The sequence below is a fragment of the Paractinoplanes maris genome (assembly GCF_023544465.1).
Classification (GTDB): domain Bacteria; phylum Actinomycetota; class Actinomycetes; order Mycobacteriales; family Micromonosporaceae; genus Actinoplanes; species Actinoplanes maris.
Genome location: NZ_JALPVL010000001.1, coordinates 902,668 through 921,449 on the forward strand (window position 1 = coordinate 902,668; position 18,782 = coordinate 921,449).

An 18,782-nucleotide genomic window follows, 5' to 3' on the forward strand; every position below is an offset into this window, starting at 1 on the left:
CTCAGGCCTCCACCAGCAACTCGTCGTTTTCCAAATCGGTGTAGAAATTCGGGTCGGCCGCGAGGATGGCCCGGCGCACGTCCAGCAGCTCGGTCACCCGCTGCTGGATGACCGCGGTGCCGACCAGGCCGTCCTCCTCGGCGTCGCGCCGGGCGGTCGTCGAGTTCTCGGCGATGTCCACGATCCGGTCGACCACCAGGGCCACGCTGCGCGCACCCTCGCTGTAGACGACGACCGACACGGTGTCGCCCTCGGGCTCCTCGCCGTACGCCCCCAGCAGGTGCGACAGGCGCACCAGGGGCAGGATCTGCCCGCGGTACTGGACGACCTCACGGGAGCCGGCGTGCTCGATGCGCTCGCGCGGGAACTCCTCGAGCCGGGTGACCGTGTCGAGCGGGATCGCCACCCGTCGTTCGCCGACCGCGGTGACCAGCAACCGCTCGCCCGAGCCGCCCTTGCCCGAGGCGCGCGACGAGGCCTCCAGGTTCTGCCGCTCGGCGTCGGCGGTCAGGTGGCTGCGCCGGGCCAGCGACGAGACGTCGAGGATCAGGCCCACCTTGCCGTCGCCCAGGATGGTCGCGCCGGCATACAGCCCGATGTCCTTGAACCGGCTGTTGAGCGCCTTGACCACGACCTCCTCGGTGTTCAGCACCCGGTCGACGACCAGGCCGAACCGCCGGCCGTCGGCCTGCAGCACCATGATGTAGACACCCTGGTCGGCGCCGACCTCGAGGCCGAGCGCACGGTCCAGGCGCACCAGCGGGAGCAGCTTGCCGCGCAGGCGATAGACGGGCGCCCCCGAGGCGTACTCGATCTTGGTTGACTGCCCGTCGATGAAGACCAGCTCGAGCACCGCGACCTGGGGCACGACATAGCGCTGATCGCCGCAGTCGACGGTGAGGGCCTGGATGATGGCCAGCGTCAGCGGGATGGTCAGCCGCCAGACTGTGCCCTCGCCGGGCGTCGAGTCGACGCTCACGGCGCCGCCGATGTTCTCGATGTTGGTCTTGACCACGTCCATCCCGACACCGCGGCCGGAGACGTTGGTGACCTTGGCGGCGGTCGAGAAGCCAGGCTGGAAGACCATCGCCATGATGTCGCGGCGGTCCATGTTGGGGATCTGATCGGGGCGCAGCAGGCCGTTCTCGACCGCCTTCTGCGCGATCCTCTCCACGTTCAGGCCGGCGCCGTCATCGGCGACCTCGACCGCCACGTGACCGCCCTCGTGATAGGCGCGCAGCGTCAGTTTGCCCTCGGGATCCTTGCCGGAGGCGATCCGCTCGTCCGGGTTCTCGATGCCGTGGTCGACCGCGTTGCGCACCAGGTGGGTCAGCGGGTCCTTGACCGCCTCGAGCAGGCTCCGGTCGAGTTCGGTCTCCTTGCCCTGCATGACCAGCTGGACCTGCTTGCCGAGGCCCTGGCTGAGGTCGCGGACGACTCGGGGCAGCTTCGACCAGATGTGCTCGATGGGCTGCATCCGGGTCTTCATGATGCCCTCTTGCAGCTCGCTGGTGATCATGCCGAGCCGCTGGGCGCTGCGCACCAGCGTCGTGTCGCCGATCTCCATCACGCCGCGGACCAGCTGGTTGCGGGCCAGCACCAGCTCGCCGACCATGTTCAGCAGGGTGTCGAGCAGGTCGACGTCGACCCGGATGGCGCTGTCGGCGATGCTGCGCTTGGGTGTCTGCGCCTGCAGGGCCTCGCTGACCGCCGCCGGCTGGGCCTTGCCCTCCTCGAGCAGGATCGTGCCGAGCTTGCGCTCGTCGCCCTCGATCTGCTGGGCCAGGGCCGAACCGACGTCCTGGGCCTGGGCGGCGCCCGACTCGACCAGGATCTCGCCGATCGGGCGGCGCTGGTTCTCGACCGGCTCGGGGGCCGGGCGGGCGGGTGTCTCGTCGAGCGGTTCCGGCGCCGGCGCGGCGTCGGCGACGGGTGCCGCCGGTGCCTCCGCGGCGGCCGCCTCGCCGGCCTTCATCTGGGCGTTGACCTGCGCGATGGTGGCCTCGACGTCGACCTGACCCTCGTTGCCGCTCTCCTCGATCTCGGCCAGCAGCGAGCGGACCCCGTCGATCGTGGCGAGCAGGGTGGTGATCGTCGCCGGGGTCACCGGCTGGGCGCCGTCGCGCAGTTTGGACAGCAGCGACTCGCCGGCGTGGGCCAGCTTCTCGAGGCGTCCGAATGCGAGGAACCCGCTGGTGCCCTTGATGGTGTGGATCGCCCGGAAGATGCGCGAGATCAGATCACGGGAGTTCGGGTCCTGCTCGAGCTGCACCAGATCACGGTCGATCTGGTCCAGGTTCTCGTGGCTCTCCATGAGGAATTCGCCAACGATCTCGCCAAGGTCTTCCACGCTCGTTACCTCCTGCTCGGCGCTCCAAGGCCCTCATCGACCCACCTACGGATCACCTGAGCGCACCCGGACCACAACCGAAGGGAAATCAGGACTCTCCGCCGGGCCGGCGGTAGCGGTAGCCGAATCCACGCACGGATTCGATGGGTGACTCATCGGGGTCGGACCAGCCGAGCTTGCGGCGCAACCGCAGCACCGCGAACTTGACCCGCTCCTGGCCGATGCCGGTGGGGTCGTCCCACGCCTGGGTCAGCAGCTGGTTGGGACTGAGCACCGCGCCGGCGTGCCGCACGAGAGCGTTGAGCAACCGGAACTCGGTCGGCGTCAGACGCTTCTCGTCGCTCTTGACATAGACCCGCCGCTTGGTCGGGTCGAGGTGCACCAGCCCGTCGTCGTAGACCTGGCTGGCCCAGCTGTTCTGCCCGCTGGACGAGCGGCGCAGCAGCGCCTCGACCCGGGCGAGCAGCTCGTTGTTGGCGAACGGCTTGGTCAAATAGTCGTCGGCGCCGCCCCGCAGCCCGCGCACTTTCTCGGCCTCCTGGCCGTGTGCGGTCAGCACCAGCACCGGCACGTCGGAGACGTCACGCAACCGCTCGAGCACCTGCCAGCCGTCCATCTCGGGCAGACCGACGTCGAGCACCACCAGGTCCGGGTGCTCGGCATAGGCCTCCTTGAGACCGGTACGGCCGTCGCCGGCGTGCGCCACCTCGTAGCCCGCGCGGCTGAACAACATCCGCAGAGCCAGTGCGATGTCCGGATCGTCCTCGACGACGAGTAGGCGACTCATCCTGCGCTCACCCTCCCCCACCCCTCGCTCGCACTCGTGTCCGGACACGACCGCCCGTCCGGTACGCCGATGGCGCCCGGCCGAAGGTCGGTGTCGTATGCCCGGCGGCTTTGCGATCGCCGGCAGCGGAATCAACCGCGCAAAGCCACGATAGCGTGATGTCACGGTCTATTTACGGACAGTCACAGATTAGCGGGCTATCCGGTCCCCGGGGCCCGGTCCGGACGGATCACCACCGCACCCGCCGCCGCCCGATCGCGGCCAGTCCTTCAGCCTGACAAATTTTTCGGCCCGGGATTCCGGTTCCGGCAAAGAAGGGACGTACGGCCGGGAAACGGATGCGATATCCCTGGTGGGCGACTCGGCCCGCCCCAGGGAGAGGAGGCATCCGTGCTTCAACACCTCGTGCGACGTCTCGTCCTGCTCGCCGCCACGCCCGTCGCGCTGCTGGCCGCACCCGCTCCGGCCGACGCCGCGGTGCCCGTGCCGGCGGCCCCACCGAGCGTCGTCGCCCCGCGGGTGCTGATGTCCCAGGTGGTCACGATGACCAACCAGCAGCGGTGGGCCAACGGCTGCCGGCGCCTGCTCGAGGTCGACCAGGAACTGATCGTGGCCTCGGTGCGGCAGAGCGTCTACATGGCCCGTACCGGCCGCTTCAGCCATGTCTGGAGCGACGGCACCACCTTCGTCCGCCGGTCGCACCTGGCCGGATACGAACAGCCCTCGGGCGAGAACATCGCCTGGGGCTACCGCACGGCGACCGAGGTGATCCAGGCCTGGATGGCCAGCCCGCGGCACCGCGCCAACATGCTCAACTGCGGCGCCCGCTCGATCGGCACCGGCGTCGTCTACGCCGCCAACGGCGTTCCCTACTACACCCAGGTCTTCGGCTGGGACTGACTCTCAGAGCGCGCAGTTGATCAGCACGGGCTCGGGGTGCAGCTCGACGCCGAACTTGTCGTGCACCCCGTCGCGCACCCGACGGGCCAGGCCGAGCAGCGCCTCGGTGGTGCCGCCGCCGCGGTTGGTCAGGGCCAGGGTGTGCTTGCTGGAGATGGCCACCCCGTCACCGGCGAAGCCCTTGGCGAAGCCGGCCCGCTCGATCAGCCAGGCCGCCGGGATCTTGACCGAGCCGTCGTCGCCCGGCCAGTGCGGGGCGTCCAGGCCGAGCTCGGCCCACCGGCCGGCGCTCACCACCGGGTTGGTGAAGAACGAACCGACCGACCACGTGTCCCGGTCGTCGGGGTCGAGCACCATTCCTTTTTGTTCCCGCAGCTTGCGTACGGTGTCCCGGGCCTCCCGCAGCCCGGCCCGGTCGCCCGCCTCGACGCCCAGGTCGCGCGCCAGCTCGGCGTAGCGGATGGGCGCCGACTCGGACGACCGGGCCAGCCGGAAGTCGACCTCGAGCACCACGAAGCGGTCGTTGTGCTTGAAGACGCTGGTGCGATAGGCGAAGCCGCACTCGTCCGGGGACATCGCCCGGATCGTGTCGCGCTCGCGGTCGTAAACGTGCACCGCGGCGATGGTGTGGGCGACCTCCTGCCCGTAGGCACCCACGTTCTGGATCGGGGTGGCCCCGGACGAGCCCGGGATCCCGCTGAGGCACTCGACACCGGAGAAGCCCTGATCCACCGCGTACGCCACGAAGTCGTCCCACGGCTCGCCCGCGGCGACCCGCACGACCACGCTCCGCGGGTGCTCCTCGACGACCCGGATGCCCCGGGTGCGCAGCAGCACGACCGTGCCGTCGAAGCCGCCGTCTCCGATCACGACATTGCTGCCGCCGGCCAGCAGCAGCACTTTCGGGGCGGATTGACGAACCGTTTCGACTATTTCGTCCGGCTCTGTGGCCACCGTCAAGGTGCCGGCCGGGCCGCCGAGGCGTAGCGTCGTGTACGCCGAGAGGTCGGTTTGCGGGGCGGCGGTAGCGTCAGGCACGTCAACCACCCTAGGCTCAACGGTTCGGGGATCTCACCGGCGGTCCGGTGGAGCGGAGAGAATCGCGATGAACAGGCTGCACGCGACAAAGGACTTCTGGCTGGCCGCGCTGCGCGCCGACAGCCCCGCGCTGCAGGATGCCGTGGCCCAGGCGGGCGCCGGCGCCGACATACCCTCATGCCCCGGCTGGAGCTGTGCCGACCTGGTCGAGCACCTCACCACCGAGTTGCACTGGGTGCGCGAGTCGGCGGCGCGCGGCGTCACCGAGCGCCCGGCCCCGGCCGAGATCCCGCCGCGGCCCGCGTGGGAGGCCGCGCTCGACGGCCTGCGTCGCGAGCTCACCGGCACGATCGAGACGCTCGAGGCCCTGGACGCCGACTTCCCGGCGTGGAACTGGGCGCCGCAGGCCAAGAAGGCGTCCTTCTGGCAGCGCCGGATGGCCCACGAGATCTCCGTGCACCGCTGGGACGCCGAGTCGGCCGCCCGGCGGGCGACGCCGATCGAGACCAAACTGGCCGCCGACGGGGTCAACGAGGTGCTCGACACCTGGCTGCCGGCCGGCCGCCGCCAGGGTCCGACCGACCTGCACGGCGTGGTCCACCTGGTGGCCAACGACGCGGCTTACGAGTGGTTCGTGCGGTTGCGCGGCGCCGGGGTGGCGCTGCTCGACACCGGCACGATCCTCGACTCCGACGATCACCACGCCCGCGCCCAGGCGACCGGCACGGCCAGCGATCTGCAGCTGATGCTCATGGGCCGGATCGCCACGGACAGCCTGGTCGTCACCGGCGACCCCCGCCTGATTGCCGCTCTCCGCACGGGGTAGGCGGCTTACATTCGACTTACCGGCTTAGCAGCGGACTGTTCCGCTCCTATAGTTAACCGGTTAAGTTCGGATGTCAGCACTCACCTAGGAGCGGGGAAACGCATGACGGCAACCGTCACGTCCACGTCGGCGCAGCCGGCCCTCTCCGCGATCACCTTCCCCGACGGCTTCATCTGGGGCGCTGCCACGGCGTCGTACCAGATCGAGGGCGCCGCGCGGGAGGACGGTCGCGGTCCGTCGATCTGGGACACCTTCAGCCGTACGCCGGGTCGTGTCTTCAACGGGCACACCGGCGACGTCGCCTGCGACCACTACCACCGCTACGTCGACGACGTGGCGCTGATGGCCGGGCTCAACCTGGCGTCCTACCGGTTCTCGGTCGCGTGGCCGCGGATCCAGCCGGACGGCACCGGCCCGGTCAACACCAAGGGGCTGGACTTCTACGACCGGCTGACCGACGAGCTGCTCGGCCAGGGCATCGACCCGGTCGTCACGCTCTATCACTGGGATCTGCCGCAGACCCTCGAGGATCTCGGCGGCTGGGCCAACCGGCTGACGGCGGAGGCCTTCGGCGAGTACGCCCAGATCGTCCACGCCCGGCTCGGCGACCGGGTCAAGACCTGGACGACGCTCAACGAGCCCTGGTGCTCGGCCTATCTCGGCTACGGCAGCGGCGTGCACGCGCCCGGCAAGCAGGACCCGGCGGCCGTCTTCGCCGCGGTGCACCACCTGCTGCTCGGCCACGGTCTCGCAGCCCGCGCGCTGCGGTCGGCCGGCGCGCAGAGCATCAGCATCACGCTCAACCCGAACGTCGCCCTGCCGGTCGACCCGGCCAACGCCGGTGACCTCGAGGCCGTGCGGATCATCGACGGACTGTCCAACCGGATGTTCCTCGACCCGCTGTTCAAGGGGCAATACCCGGCCGACATGATCGAGCACATGTCGCGCTTCACCGACCTGTCGTACATTGCGGACGGTGACCTGGCGACCATCAACGCGCCGATCGACGTGCTGGGGATCAACTTCTACCAGCCCTCGTACGTGTCGGCCAAGCCGGGCGCCCCGGCCGCGCTCGAGCAGCCGGGCAGCGAGGGCATCGGGTGGCGCGCGCCGGACGGCCCCGTCACCGACATGAACTGGCTGATCGAGCCGTCGGCGCTGACCGGCCTGCTCAAGCGGATCAACGACGACTACCCGGGCGTACCGCTGCTGATCACCGAGAACGGGGCCGCCTACCCCGAGGTGCCCGCGGCCGACGGCGAGGTTCACGACAGCCGGCGGATCGAATACCTCGACGGCCACCTGCGGGCCTGCCATGATGCCCTGGCGGCCGGCGTCGATCTGCGGGGTTACTTCGTCTGGTCGCTCATGGACAACTTCGAGTGGGCCGAGGGGTACCGCAAGCGGTTCGGGGTCGTGCACGTCGACTACGCGACCCAGGAGCGGACGCTCAAGGACAGCGCGAAGTGGTACCGGGAGGTGATCCGGCGCAACGGCATCGCCGCGCCGGGTTCTGACGAGGGGTGACATCTGTTGGTGACGCGGGAACGGCCCACTCTGGAAGCTGTGGCGCGTCGCGCCGGGGTGTCCCGGGCGACCGTCTCCCGCGTCGTCAACGGCTCGACCTCGGTGGCCGCCTCCATCCGGGAGGCGGTCACCCGGGCCGTCGACGAGCTGGGCTACGTGCCCAACCAGGCGGCCCGCAGTCTGGTCACCCAGCGCACCGAGTCGATCGCGCTGATCCTGCCCGAGACGGCCAACCGGGTCTTCTCGGACGACCTGTTCTTCCCGGCCATCATCCGCGGCGCCGGCGTCGAGCTCGAGGCGGCCGACAAGCAGCTGGTGCTGATGATGGCCGGTTCCGCCCGCAGCCACGGCCGGGTGGAGCGCTACGCGGTGGCGGGCCACGTCGACGGCGTCATGTTCGCCTCGATGCACGGCGCCGACCCGCTGCCCGGCACGCTGGTGAGCCTGGGCATCCCGGTGATCTGCAGCGGCCGTCCGGTCGGCGGCGCCCCGGTGCCCTATGTGGACGTCGATCACTTCGGCGGGGTCTGCGCCGCCGTCCGCCACCTGGTCGCCACGGGCCGCCGCCGGATCGCCACCATCGCCGGCCCGCAGGACATGGTGGCCGGCCTCGACCGGCTGGCCGGATACCGCGCCACCCTCGAGGAGGCCGGGCTGGCCCAGCACGTCGCGTTCGGCGACTTCACCCGTGAGTCGGGCATCCACGCGATGCGGACGCTGCTGGCCGACGACCCGGCCCTGGACGCGGTCTTCGTGGCCTCGGACATGATGGCCCACGGTGCGCTGCTCGCCCTCAAGGACGCCCGGCGCCGCGTGCCGTCGGACGTCGCGGTGATCGGCTTCGACGACTTCGAGATCAGCCGGTACAGCGATCCCCCGCTGACCACGGTGCGCCAGCCGATCGCCGACATGGGCCGCACGATGGCCCGCCAGATGCTCGGCCTCATCAACGGCGAGCAGGGCCTGCCCGACGCCGTGGTGTTACCGACCGAGCTGGTGGTCCGCGACTCGGCCTGACCCGGGATCGCTCACCGGCTGCCCCAGCACGGTGCGAGCCAGCAGGGTCGCGCCCGCGATGGCCGCCGGCATCATCAGGATCGCGCCCAGCGGAATCAGGAAGCAGCAGAAGACGGCCACTCCGAAGCCGAGCGCGAGCGGCCGGTTCGCCGCCAGCACGGCCCGGCGCCGGCGGAGCCGCTGCCCGCGCCGCTGGAACGGGACGCCGGTGAGCTCGACTGCCAGCAGCCAGCCGCCGAGCGCGCCACCGAGCACGGGGATCACCGTCTGACCCACCACGGGCAGGAAACCGAGCATGAAGAGCGGGACACCGATCAGGACGGACAGCCCGATCAGGCGCACCGAGTCGGCCAGGCTGCGCCTCAGCGACGGCCAGAAGCCGACCTCGACCTCGCCCGGCACGCCGCCGAAACGGTCCTCGACCAGCTCCGAGATGCGCTCGTAGAAGGGGTCGCCGATGAGCAGCGTGACGGCCGTGAAGGTCAGCACGCCGAGCAGCACGGCCAGGCCGAGCAGGCCGAGGCCGGCGAGGACCCGGACGAGGTCGCGGATCCCCTCGGCCCAGTCGCCGGCGAACCAGGTGACCCCGCTGGAGAGCTGGGGCAGAAAGTCGATCAGAAAGAACAGCCCGGTGCCGTAGAGCGCGCCCGCGATTAGGGCCGGCAGCAGCCCGAGCCCGAGCAACTTGGGCCGGCGCAAAACCAGGCCGAGCCCGCGCCCGAGCAGCCCGGCGCCGACCAGGAACTGCTTCACGACCCCCAGCGGCCGACCGCGATCACCACTCACGCCCAGCAGGGTAGAGCAGGCGTCACGGGATCACCGAGGGCGCCGTGCTCTCGGGAAGGGACGACGGCGGCTCCCAGTCCGGCGGCGTGCCGGGCACGGAGGGGTCGGTGGGGGTCGGCACGGGTGGCTCGTCGAGCGGTGGCAGCGGCGGCTCCGAGGTCACCGTCGGACTGGGTGAGGGCGGGGCCGGCGGCGTGGTGGTCGCGACCGGGGATGCCGTGGGGGTCGGGGAGGACACCGGCGCCGCGGAGGTGACGGCGGAGGCCGACGGCCTCGGGCGATAGGGACGGGAGGAGTACTGGACTGCCACGGGCTCGGTCTCCGTCCTGGCCGGAGCGGCGCCGAGGCCGCCCTCGCCGCCGGGAACGCCCACTGCAGCGGGGCGCTGGGCCGGGACGGCGAGGTGCCAGCCGGTCGCGACGGCGAGAGGGAGCCCGAAAGCCACGAGTCCGAAAAAGACTGATTTAGGGGAAAGCCGCACGTTCTAGACAACGTAGGCGGAGCCGACAAAGGTTACGGCCCAACTGGCAGAACGGGCTTGATCAATGTGGGTACCGGCCGGTACTGTCCGCAGGCTCCCCCTCTGTCGGGACGGGGGAACACACCAACGGGGGATTGATGAAACTCGTTCACCGACGCACTCTGCCCGCCCTCTTCGCCGCCGCGCTGACCGCGGGCGTAGTGGGCGTCAGCGCACCGGCCCACGCGGCCGAGGCGGCGCCGACCGGCACTTACACGCTCGACAGCAACGCGATCTGGGCCGGTCAGACGGTGACGGTCACCGAGACCGCCCTCGACGACGACGACGTCGAGAACGCGGCGATCTCCCGCGTGATCAGCTGGGGCGATGGCAGCCCCACCACCGTGGCCGAGGCCGGCTCGACGAGCTGGACCCACACCTACGCCACCACCGGCACCCGCACCATCGGGGTCGTGCTGAGTGACGGCACCGTCTCGGGACCCGGCACGGTCACCTCGCCCACGATCGCCGTCACCACCGCCCCGGGCACGCTGAGCTGGCAGAAGAGCAAAGTCTTCACCACCACCGACTCGGCCGGCACGCCCTATCTGACCGAGGCGATCTTCACGCCGAAGGATCTGGCGACCACGCCCGTGGCCACCCATGTCTGGACCGAGTGGGGCGACAAAGAGATCTCCCTGCTGAAGGAGCAGGCGTCGTCGACGACGGTGCCGCACTGGTTCGGCGAGGGCGTCTTCCGGCCCCAGGTCCGGTATGAGAACGCGCAGGGCAACGCGACCCCGCGCGTCGCGTCGCCGCTGACGGTCGAGGTCGACAAGGGCAAGCCGAACGTCTCGCTGAAGCTGCCCGCCGGCCCCGGCAAGGCCAGCTCGTGGTCGACGGTCCGCGGCAGCGCGAGCGACTCGCAGTCCGGCCCCGACGTCGTCAGCCTGATCGCCTACAAGTGGAACGCCGGCGGCGACTACATCTACAACTTCGGCACGAAGAAGTGGATCAAGCTGGTCGGCCAGACCTGGGCCCAGCTGCCCGCCTCGGTCGAGAACATCGCGCCGGTGGCCGCGAACGGCACCTGGGCGTCGAAGCCGATCGCCGGCCTCGCCAAGGGCTGGCACTTCGAGGTGTGGCCGGTCGCCATCGACAAGGTCGGCAACTTCAGCAGCACCGAGTACTACTTCCCGGTCTACCTCTCCAGCTGAGCACGGAGACACATCCACTGAGGCCCGCCGCGAAAGCGCGCGGGCCTCAGTCGTTCAGGAATGCGGAAATGCGGTCGCGCAGCTCGCGCCGGTTGTTCCACAGCACGGCCGGATGGTCGTAGACCTGCAAGGCGGCCCCGGGCAGCAATGCGGCCAGCCGTTCGGCCCAGGCGACCGGGTGCAGCTCGTCGCCGACGCAGCCCAGCACCAGGGCCCGCCCGCGGAAGGCCCGCAGCGACGACTCGTCGGGGACCGCGGGCTCATGCCACAGGGTGGTCAGCTCGGGGGCCAGGCCGTCGCGCTGCAACTGCTCGACCCGCCGGCGCAGGAAGCTCCAGCCGGTGGGCGTGTTGCGCACCGACGGTGGCAGCTCCGGCTCGACAGCGGCCGCGATCGACGCCGCCTCGCCGGACTCCACCGCGGACAGCAGGCGATCGAGCCGGGCCTCGGCCGCCGCCGGCCGGTGGCCGTCGAGCGGGGCGGGCAGATAGAAGACGACCCGTTCGAACCGGGCCGGTGTCTCGCTGAGCAGCCGGGCCAGGGCACCGGCGCCCAGGCTGACGCCGAGCGCCCGGGTCGCGCCGGTGCGGTCGGCCACGGCGCGCAGGTCGGCCGCGAGATCGCCGAAGCTCCACGGGCCGACCGGGGCGTCGGAGCGACCGTGCCCGCGGAAGTGGAAGAAGACCCGGCGGCCGGCGACCGCACTGGCCAGGGGCCGGGTGCCGGAGATGTCGCCGGCCAGCCCGTGGGCGAAGACCGTGACCGGGTCGCCGACGCCGGTGATGAGGCCCTCCAGCCGTACGCCGGAAGGGGTCGACATCATCTCGGTCGGTGGCTCGGGAAGGGTGGGACGACCCGAGCGTGGCCCGGTGGGCTCACGACGATGCAGGCGCGGTCCGCCATCGGGTGGCGGCGGACCGAACCGCCTCACCAGAAGCCTTTGCCGTCCGACAGATCCTTGAGACCCGGACGCACGTCGAGCAGATAGATCAGGGCCGCGGCGATGCCGATCAGGCCGAAGATGCCGATCGCGCTCTGCAGGAGCAGGGTCAGCACGATGCAGATGGCGAGAATCGCCGCCCACGCGCCCTTGGGCAGGGTGCCGATGGCCTGGAACCCGTCACCTCTCTGGGTCAGGCAATGGATCAGCGCGACCGCCTGGACGACCAGCGAGAAGATGAGGACGAGCAGGTTGAGGTAGCCAACGACGTCGGCGTAGAAGAGCGGCGCGGAGGAGGCCATGAGGGAAAGTCTATGCCGCGGGGCCCAGCGGATGCCGGGCCCCGTGGATCATGTGTTGCCGAGTCGTCACTTGGAGGCGGCGCGCTTCCGCGGCTTCGGGGTCGGCTCGGCCTGGGGAGCGGCCTCGATCGCGACCGGCTCCTCGGTGGTCTCGATGTCGGCGTTGACCACGTCGGCCGCCTCGACGACACCGGTGCCGACCACCCGCTCACCCCGGGCGACCAGGGCGGTGTACGCCGCGAGGGCGCGATCCTGGGCGATCTGGGCGAACGAGGTGGCGACGCTGGCCGCGTTGCCCCGCAGCGCGGAGAAGTCGGTGGTGGAGGCCTTGTCGCGCAGCTCGGCGGCCTTGCTGCCGGCCTGCACGTTGTAGACGCGCAGCGAGGCGGCGGCGCGCTCGCTGAGCTCGGTCACCACGGCGGGCAGCTTGCGCAGCTGCTCGACGGCGAGGTCACCGGCGCCGGCGGCGGCGTAGAGCGGGGCGGGGATGCGGGTGTTGGTCTGGTCGGTCATTTCTGCTCCTCGGCTGTGGGAGTGGTCTCGGGTGCGGGAGTGGTCTCGGGTGCGGGAGTGGTCCCGGGTGCGGCCTCGTCGGGCCGGTTGCGCGCGTTCTCGTTGCGGAACGTCTCGTAGATCTGCGACAGCGTCTGCTTCTGAGCGATCGTGAGCTCGGAATCCGCGGCGACCGCGGCCAGCACGCCCTGCTGGCCCTCGCTGTCGAGCAGGCCCGCCCGCAGATACATCGCAGGCGTGGAGACCCGCAGCGCGCTGGCGATCTGCTGCAGCACCTCGGCGCTGGGCTTGCGCAGGCCACGCTCGATCTGGCTGAGATAGGGATTGCTCACGCCCGCCTTGTCGGCGAGCTGTCGCAGCGAGATCTTCGCGGTCTGCCGGAGATCACGGATGAAACCGCCGATGTCCTCGGGCAGATCCTTGGGCGTGGCCATGCGTTCGACGGTAGCCCGGGGTGCTAGCTGTTGCAAGCAAAACGCTTGCTCCAGCTAGCGTGAAACGAGTCACCGCACCGGGCGGATCTCCCCCACCGGCTCTCCCCCGCCGAGCACGGGCTCGCCGATCACGGGCACGTCGACGCCAAGCCGGCGCAGCTCGTCGAGCAGCACTGGGGTCCGGGCCCGCATCCCGCCGTCGTCGATCTTGATGGCGATCGCTCCCCGGCCGGGCACGGCGACCGCGACCACACCCTCGGCGCCACCCTTGGCCAGCAGGCCGGGCACCGCGGCCATCAGGACCGTGTCGTCGGCCCCGGTACCGGCCACCAGCTCGGGGTGGGCACGCATCTCGTCGGCCACCCGGCGCTCGTGGCTGCCCGGCTCAGCCAGGACCAGCCGTTCGAAGGCACGGGCGAGCCCGGTCAGCGAGAGCGCCAGCACCGGCGCGCCGCAGCCGTCCACGCCGGTCGCGGCGATGCGCTCGCCGGCCAGATCGGCCACCGCCTCGGCGACCGCGACCTGGAGCGGATGGCCGGGGTCGCGGTAGGTCTCGAGCGGCCAGTCGTTGACCACGCAGGTGGCGAGCATGCCGGCGTGCTTGCCCGAGCAGTTCATCAGCACCCGCTCGGGGCCGCCGCCGGCGCGCAACCAGTCGTCGCGCGCGTCCTCCGCGAGCGGCAGTGACGCCGGGCAGCGCAGGGCGTCCTCGCCCAGGCCGGCCGCCTCGAGGATCTCGCGGACCCGGCGTACGTGGAACGGCTCGCCGAAGTGGCTGCCGCTGATCAGGGCCAGGTCGGCGTCGTCCCGCGGGACCAGGCCGGCGCGCAACAGGCCGACGGTCTGCAGCGGTTGTTGGACGAGCGCGGGAAGATCGGGCTGGTCACGTCGCCCCGGCCGGTGCCCCCGAGGACGGCGACCGAGCCGTGGTGCACGCTCTCGACGAAGCCCGAGCGCACGACTTCGGCAATGATCATCGGGCCGGGATCCCCAGCAGCTCGCGGGTCTCGCGGGCGGTCAGCGGCGGGCGCTGGGCCAGCTGGGCGAATCCGACGGCGCGCGCCACGAGCTGCATGTTCGACTCGACGGGGCGGCCCTTGGCGTACGTGATGGTGTCCTCCAGGCCGACCCGCAGGTGGCCGCCGGCGCTGAGCGAGGCGAGCATGACCGGGATGGTGCCGCGCCCGATGCCGGTGGCCGAGAAGCTCGTGCCCGCCGGCAGGTCGCGGATGGCCTGCTCACAGGCGACCAGCGCGGCCGCCGTGGCCGGCATCCCACCCGGCACGCCCATCACCAGGTCGACGTGCACGTGACCGCCGGCCGGCAGGCCGTATCGGCCGAGCAGCCGCTGCAGCGAGGTGAGCTGGCCCAGGTCGAAGATCTCGTACTCCGGCACGATGGCCCGCTCCTGCATGCGGGTGTGCAGGTCGACGATGAACTCCCAGCGGTTGAGGAAGACGCCGTCGCCGAAGTTGACCGTGCCCATCGTGCACGAGGCCATCTCGGGCCCGGCGTCGAGCACGGCCAGCCGGTCGGACTCCGGGTCGGTGACCGCGCCCCCCGAGGAGAGCTGGACGATCAGGCCGGTCGACTCGCGCAGCGCCGAGACGGTCGCGCGCAGCCGCCCCTGATCGAGGGTCGGCTGGGCCTCGGCGTCCCGGATGTGAACGTGGATGATGGCGGCGCCCAGCGCTTCGCACTCCTTGGCGGTGGCCACGAGTTCGTCGAGCGTGACAGGCAGCGCGGGCACGTCGGCCTTGCTGCTTTCGGCGCCGGTCGGAGCAACGGTGATCACGGTCCCGGTCATGGGGCTGATACTGCCTTAGGCAGGATCGACCTTGACTACGGACTCCCCGACCAGCAGCTCGTCGCCGTCGGCCACGTTGCGCTTGAGGACGGCGAGGGCGATGAGGCCCAGCTCGTGGTGGCGCACCGCGGTGCCGATGAAACCGACCTCGCGGCCGTCGCGGGTCACCGGCGTGCCCTGGACGGGCGGCTGGTCGGAGGCCACGCCGTCGAAGTGCAGCAGGGCGAGGCGGCGAGGCGGGCGACCCAGGTGGTGGACCCGGGCCACCGTCTCCTGGCCCCGGTAGCAGCCCTTGTCGAGGTGCACGGCAGCGGCGACGAGCTCGGCCTCGGACGGGATCGTGCGGTGGTCGGTCTCCCAGCCCAGGCGGGGAACCCGATGCTCGACGCGGATCGCCTCGTAGGCCCACAGCCCGGCCAGGGGCACACCCAGCTTCTCGATCACGCCCAGCCGCGCCACCCGGGGGACGAGCAGGTCGACCCCGAGCGGCACCCGGCGGGCGAGGCCACCGGCGAACTCGCTCACCGCGTAGAGACTGGTCGGCTCGGGGGGCACGTCACCGGCGGCGAATTTCGCGCCCGGCACCGGCTGCACCCGGGGCTCGGCCAGCTCGGGGAAGAGGTCGGCCGCGCCCGGGCCGACCAGCGACAGCACGGCCAGCTCACCGGTCGCCTCGCGCGGCTCGACCTTGGTGAAGAACCGCATCATCTCGAGGTATTTGAGCAGGCCGGCACCGGCCCCGGGCTCGGTGTCGAGCCACGCTGTCGTGCCGTCCTCGGTGACCATCGCGTGCTGCTCGACGTGGCCGTGCGGCGAGAGGACCAGCAGCTCGGTGCCCTGATGGGGGCCCAGATCAGAGAGGTGCTGGGTGGTCAGCGTGTGCAGCCAGCTCGCGCGCTCCTCGCCGGGGACGGCGATCACGTCACGGTTCGATCGGTCGACCAGACCCACGGCGGTGGCCAGCGTGCGCTGCTCGCGCATCGGGTCACCGTAGTGGGCCGGCACGCCGGCGTCGGCGGACGCGGGATCGAGATCCTCGACCATCACCACGGTCATCTCACAGCTCCTTGCAATCCCCGCACACCCCGAAGAGCGACACGTGGCCCACGTCGACGCGGAAGTCCCGCTCGCTCAACAGCCGGTCGGTCACCGGCTGCATCACACTCGGGTCTACCTCACTGATCGACCCACATCCACGGCACACGAGGTGAACGTGCTGATGCTCACCCGCCGCGTGGTAGGTCGGCGAGCCGTGCGACAGGTGGGTGTGGGTGACCAGCCCGAGCTCCTCGAGCAGCTCGAGCGTGCGATAGACGGTGGTGATGTTGACCCCGGCGGCCCGCTCGCGCACGTGGTTGTGCACCTGCTCGGGGGTGGCGTGACCGAGCTCGTGCACCGCCTCGAGAATCAGCTGGCGTTGCGGGGTCAGCCGCAGACCACGTTCCCGGAGCATGGCAGCAAGCGCGGTGGCGGACACGTAGGCCAGATTACGCCCTCGCCGCCCAGCCGCGCCGACCCTGCTGAGGCGCCGGCCGCTCGCTGAGCTGTCAGCCCTGCTGAGCCGTCGGCCCTGCTAGCCGCCGATCCGCAGCAGCCGGGCCGACATGTGCGGCTGGAGCTCGCTCTTGTCGATCGACACCTCGTGGGCGTAGAGCAGGGCGGCGTCGACGATGCCGAAGAGCCGCCGCGCGCCGGTCAGGTGCTGACCGGTCGGGGTGTAGGCCACCGCGTCGGTGTCGATCTCGAGCCGCGTGGTGCCCACGGTGTTGCCGACGTAGATCTCGACCACGCCCTCGGGGTTGACGATCACGGCTTCCATGTCGTCGGTCGCGCGACCCTCGGCGTTGAGCACCGGACGCCAGAAGCCGGACTCGACGATCCACTCGCCGGCCGGCTGGGACTCGTCGTCGAGCAGCCAGGAGCGCGACTCGAAGCGCAGGAACGGGCGGCCGTCGTGGCTGATCCGCACCTCCTGCGCGAAGTCGTAGTCTTTCTCGGCCGGGAAGCCGCCCTGGCCACGGCCGCGCCACAGCCCGACGAACGGCAGCAGGCCGAGCAGCGCCGGGTGGAGGTCGGCGCCCTGGCGGAGGTCGTGGGTCTCCTCGTACGGATAGGGGCCGACCGGCGGCGCGTTCAGCCAGGGGGGTGGCCCCAGAGGATTGTCCTGCTCGCTCACCAACGCCCCCTCGACACGCGCATCGCCAGATAGCCGAACCCGCCCGCCAGACCGCCGAGACCGGCGACCAGCAGGCTCACGAACCCGATTTCCGTAACCATGACCGGCCCATCCTATGCTGGCGCTCATGGCACGTTTGCTGGTCGTCAAGGCAACCGCCGGAGCCGACGCCCCGGAACGCTGCTCGCAGGCTTTCACGGTCGCGAGCACGGCACTCTCGTCCGGCGTGGACGTGTCGTTCTGGCTGACCGGCGAGTCGACCTGGTTCGCTCTGCCCGGGCGGGCCGCCGAGTTCGAGCTGCCGCACGCGGCGCCGCTGCCCGACCTGATCGACCTGCTGCTCTCGGCGGGCCGGGTGACGGCCTGCACGCAGTGCGCGGCCCGCCGCTCGATCACCCCGGACGACGTGCTGCCGGGCATCCGCATCGCCGGCGCGGCCGTTTTCGTCGAAGAGATCATGTCGGACGGCGCGCAGGCGCTCGTCTATTGACAAGCGGTGCTGACCGCCACGCTGAGCTGATCGCCCTCGGCCCGGACGACCACCGAGTCGCCCCGGCTGCGGTAGGCCCACAGGTCGTCACCGACGTGCACCACCTCGAGGCCACGGATCTTGCTCGCGACACCGTCCGGCTTGGACAGGCCGGTCACCGTCCACGAGCCGGCCACGCCGCCGGACGGGCACCGCACCGCCTGGGCCTCGGGCTCGCCCACGGTGCCCCCGAGCGCGCCGACCACAGTGCTCAGCAGGGCCGGGGCGGGCGGGGTGGACAGGGTGTCACCGCTCGGCGCGTCGCCGTCGACGGGCCGGCAACCGGTCGTCAGCCGCAGCGTGAACTCCGTCGCCACCGACTCGCCGCTCATGTCGATGCCGACGAAGTCACCCGCGTCGGCGTGCAGAGACAGCTTCGTGCCGCCGTGGCTGCGGCCCACGTCGGCTTGGTAGTCCGCCGGCAGCCCGGCCGCCACGTCGTCGAGCACCCCGCCCGCCTGGCCGTCGCCGACATGGACGGTCACCGTGCGGGCGGCGGCCAGCCCCGAGCGGACCGGCGTGATGCGGCACGCCGGTGAGAACTGGAGCTCGCCGAGCACCACCGCCCGGCCGTCGCCGCTCGCGGCGGCGTAGACGACACCGGCCGCCCGCTGCAGGTCGGTGACCGCGAGGCCGAGGTCGCGCTGCTCGGGTACGGTCGCCCGCTCGTGCCCGACCGACCAGACGGCGAGCACGCCGACCACGACGATCCAGGCGGCGACGATGCCGGTGAGCCACCAGCGGCGCCGGGCCGGAGCGGTCACCGCAGGGCCGTGTATTCGGCGGAGGCCAGGAAGCGGCTGATCACCTCGGCCGTGCCCGGGGTGAACTCGCGGGCCGGGACCTCGGCGGCCGGGATGAACAGCATCGCGGCGCCCTCGCCGAGCACCACATCGGACTGGACCGCGGTCGTCGGGGCGTAGAAGTAGTGCTTCACCCGGCCCTCGGCGGGCAGCTCCTGAGCCTCGTACAGCCGGAGCGGAGCCGACGGGCGGAGCGAGGTCTCCTCCCAGAGCTCGCGCTCGGCCGCCTCGAGGAAGGTCTCGCCCTCCTCGACCGAGCCGCCGGGCAGACCCCAGACGTGGGGGTAGTAGGGCGCGTTGCCGTCGCGCAGCTGCAACAGCAGGGCGCCGGACTGGTCGACGAGGAACGTGCAGGCGATGCGGCGCATGG

General features: G+C 71.3%; 21 protein-coding genes and 2 pseudogenes. 7 read left to right on the top strand and 16 right to left on the bottom strand.

The genetic code is table 11. The features are described 5' to 3' along the window. Position 1 precedes the first annotated feature (1 nt). Together NAG42_RS04390 and NAG42_RS04395 are read right to left on the bottom strand one after the other, a co-directional pair. Positions 2–2,350, bottom strand: coding sequence for a chemotaxis protein CheW (locus NAG42_RS04390; RefSeq protein WP_250028120.1), 2,349 nt, complete (start codon positions 2,348–2,350; stop codon positions 2–4). 88 nt (positions 2,351–2,438) lie between these two features. Then, positions 2,439–3,137, bottom strand: a complete 699-nt coding sequence (locus NAG42_RS04395; RefSeq protein WP_250028122.1) for a response regulator transcription factor — start codon at positions 3,135–3,137, stop codon at positions 2,439–2,441. Between the two features lie 390 nt (positions 3,138–3,527). Between NAG42_RS04395 and NAG42_RS04400 the strand changes: the two genes are divergently transcribed. Beyond that, positions 3,528–4,037 carry a CAP domain-containing protein gene (locus NAG42_RS04400; RefSeq protein ID WP_250028123.1) on the top strand — a complete coding sequence of 170 codons (510 nt, stop codon included), beginning with the start codon at positions 3,528–3,530 and terminating at the stop codon, positions 4,035–4,037. A 3-nt stretch (positions 4,038–4,040) separates the two neighbouring features. On the opposite strand, the gene NAG42_RS04405 is transcribed toward NAG42_RS04400, so the two are convergent. Then, entirely contained in the window at positions 4,041–5,084 is a 1,044-nt protein-coding gene (locus NAG42_RS04405; protein WP_250028125.1) for a UDP-N-acetylmuramate dehydrogenase, read from the bottom strand. Positions 5,085–5,142: 58 nt separating this feature from the next. Between NAG42_RS04405 and NAG42_RS04410 the strand changes: the two genes are divergently transcribed. The 3 genes from NAG42_RS04410 (at position 5,143) to NAG42_RS04420 (ending at position 8,445) form a co-directional block, all read left to right on the top strand. Continuing rightward, positions 5,143–5,901: a maleylpyruvate isomerase family mycothiol-dependent enzyme gene (locus tag NAG42_RS04410; protein ID WP_250028126.1), complete on the top strand. Its 759-nt coding sequence runs from the start codon at positions 5,143–5,145 to the stop codon at positions 5,899–5,901. A 102-nt stretch (positions 5,902–6,003) separates the two neighbouring features. Further along, positions 6,004–7,428: a GH1 family beta-glucosidase gene (locus NAG42_RS04415; RefSeq protein ID WP_250028128.1), complete on the top strand. Its 1,425-nt coding sequence runs from the start codon at positions 6,004–6,006 to the stop codon at positions 7,426–7,428. A 6-nt stretch (positions 7,429–7,434) separates the two neighbouring features. Continuing rightward, a complete protein-coding gene (locus NAG42_RS04420) occupies positions 7,435–8,445 on the top strand; it encodes a LacI family DNA-binding transcriptional regulator (protein WP_250028129.1) in 1,011 nt (336 codons plus the stop codon). Here NAG42_RS04420 and NAG42_RS04425 read toward each other — a convergent pair. Next, on the bottom strand, positions 8,410–9,237 hold the full coding sequence (locus tag NAG42_RS04425) for an EI24 domain-containing protein (protein WP_438872364.1): 828 nt from the start codon (positions 9,235–9,237) through the stop codon (positions 8,410–8,412). The two genes, NAG42_RS04420 and NAG42_RS04425, sit on opposite strands and share 36 nt — an antisense overlap. Positions 9,238–9,275: 38 nt before the next feature. Between NAG42_RS04425 and NAG42_RS04430 the strand changes: the two genes are divergently transcribed. Next, positions 9,276–9,515 (top strand): hypothetical protein, encoded by a 240-nt coding sequence (locus NAG42_RS04430; RefSeq protein WP_250028134.1) that lies wholly within the window; start codon positions 9,276–9,278, stop codon positions 9,513–9,515. Between the two features lie 334 nt (positions 9,516–9,849). Beyond that, positions 9,850–10,908, top strand: a complete 1,059-nt coding sequence (locus tag NAG42_RS04435; protein WP_250028136.1) for a hypothetical protein — start codon at positions 9,850–9,852, stop codon at positions 10,906–10,908. A gap of 46 nt (positions 10,909–10,954) precedes the next feature. Here the strand turns inward: NAG42_RS04435 and NAG42_RS04440 are convergent, their stop codons facing one another. From NAG42_RS04440 to mtfM, 10 genes and pseudogenes are all read right to left on the bottom strand, one after another. Continuing rightward, a complete protein-coding gene (locus NAG42_RS04440; RefSeq protein ID WP_250028139.1) occupies positions 10,955–11,839 on the bottom strand; it encodes an alpha/beta fold hydrolase in 885 nt (294 codons plus the stop codon). Next, a complete protein-coding gene (locus NAG42_RS04445; RefSeq protein ID WP_250028141.1) occupies positions 11,836–12,150 on the bottom strand; it encodes a DUF2516 family protein in 315 nt (104 codons plus the stop codon). The genes NAG42_RS04440 and NAG42_RS04445 overlap by 4 nt, the downstream gene beginning before the upstream one ends. A 66-nt stretch (positions 12,151–12,216) precedes the next feature. Further along, a complete protein-coding gene (locus NAG42_RS04450; RefSeq protein ID WP_250028144.1) occupies positions 12,217–12,663 on the bottom strand; it encodes a hypothetical protein in 447 nt (148 codons plus the stop codon). Next, positions 12,663–13,097 (bottom strand): annotated as a pseudogene (locus NAG42_RS04455) (helix-turn-helix domain-containing protein); the annotation flags it as partial. The pseudogene NAG42_RS04455 and the gene NAG42_RS04450, both read right to left, overlap by 1 nt. 69 nt (positions 13,098–13,166) lie before the next feature. Further along, positions 13,167–14,074 (bottom strand): annotated as a pseudogene (locus NAG42_RS04460) (asparaginase). Then, a complete protein-coding gene (locus NAG42_RS04465) occupies positions 14,071–14,904 on the bottom strand; it encodes a beta-keto acid cleavage family enzyme (RefSeq protein ID WP_250028149.1) in 834 nt (277 codons plus the stop codon). Before NAG42_RS04465 ends, NAG42_RS04460 begins: the two are co-directional and overlap by 4 nt. Positions 14,905–14,919: 15 nt before the next feature. Continuing rightward, positions 14,920–15,960 (bottom strand): CAF17-like 4Fe-4S cluster assembly/insertion protein YgfZ, encoded by a 1,041-nt coding sequence (gene ygfZ, locus NAG42_RS04470; protein ID WP_250028150.1) that lies wholly within the window; start codon positions 15,958–15,960, stop codon positions 14,920–14,922. Position 15,961: 1 nt separating this feature from the next. Continuing rightward, positions 15,962–16,357, bottom strand: coding sequence for a Fur family transcriptional regulator (locus NAG42_RS04475; RefSeq protein WP_250028364.1), 396 nt, complete (start codon positions 16,355–16,357; stop codon positions 15,962–15,964). A 120-nt stretch (positions 16,358–16,477) separates the two neighbouring features. Then, positions 16,478–17,083, bottom strand: coding sequence for a heme-binding beta-barrel domain-containing protein (locus tag NAG42_RS04480; RefSeq protein WP_250028153.1), 606 nt, complete (start codon positions 17,081–17,083; stop codon positions 16,478–16,480). Further along, positions 17,077–17,181 (bottom strand): small membrane protein MtfM, encoded by a 105-nt coding sequence (gene mtfM, locus NAG42_RS43935; RefSeq protein ID WP_284044707.1) that lies wholly within the window; start codon positions 17,179–17,181, stop codon positions 17,077–17,079. The genes NAG42_RS04480 and mtfM overlap by 7 nt, the downstream gene beginning before the upstream one ends. A gap of 14 nt (positions 17,182–17,195) precedes the next feature. On the opposite strand from mtfM, the gene NAG42_RS04485 reads away from it, so the two are divergent. Then, the gene (locus NAG42_RS04485; RefSeq protein ID WP_250028155.1) at positions 17,196–17,570 is read left to right on the top strand and encodes a DsrE family protein; all 375 of its coding nucleotides are present in this window, start codon (positions 17,196–17,198) and stop codon (positions 17,568–17,570) included. On the opposite strand, the gene NAG42_RS04490 is transcribed toward NAG42_RS04485, so the two are convergent. Together NAG42_RS04490 and NAG42_RS04495 are read right to left on the bottom strand one after the other, a co-directional pair. Then, complete coding sequence (locus tag NAG42_RS04490) at positions 17,564–18,373, bottom strand: hypothetical protein (protein WP_250028158.1); 810 nt, start codon at positions 18,371–18,373, stop codon at positions 17,564–17,566. The two genes, NAG42_RS04485 and NAG42_RS04490, sit on opposite strands and share 7 nt — an antisense overlap. Further along, a complete protein-coding gene (locus tag NAG42_RS04495; protein WP_250028161.1) occupies positions 18,370–18,780 on the bottom strand; it encodes an NUDIX hydrolase in 411 nt (136 codons plus the stop codon). Before NAG42_RS04495 ends, NAG42_RS04490 begins: the two co-directional genes overlap by 4 nt. Between the last annotated feature and the right edge of the window lie 2 nt (positions 18,781–18,782).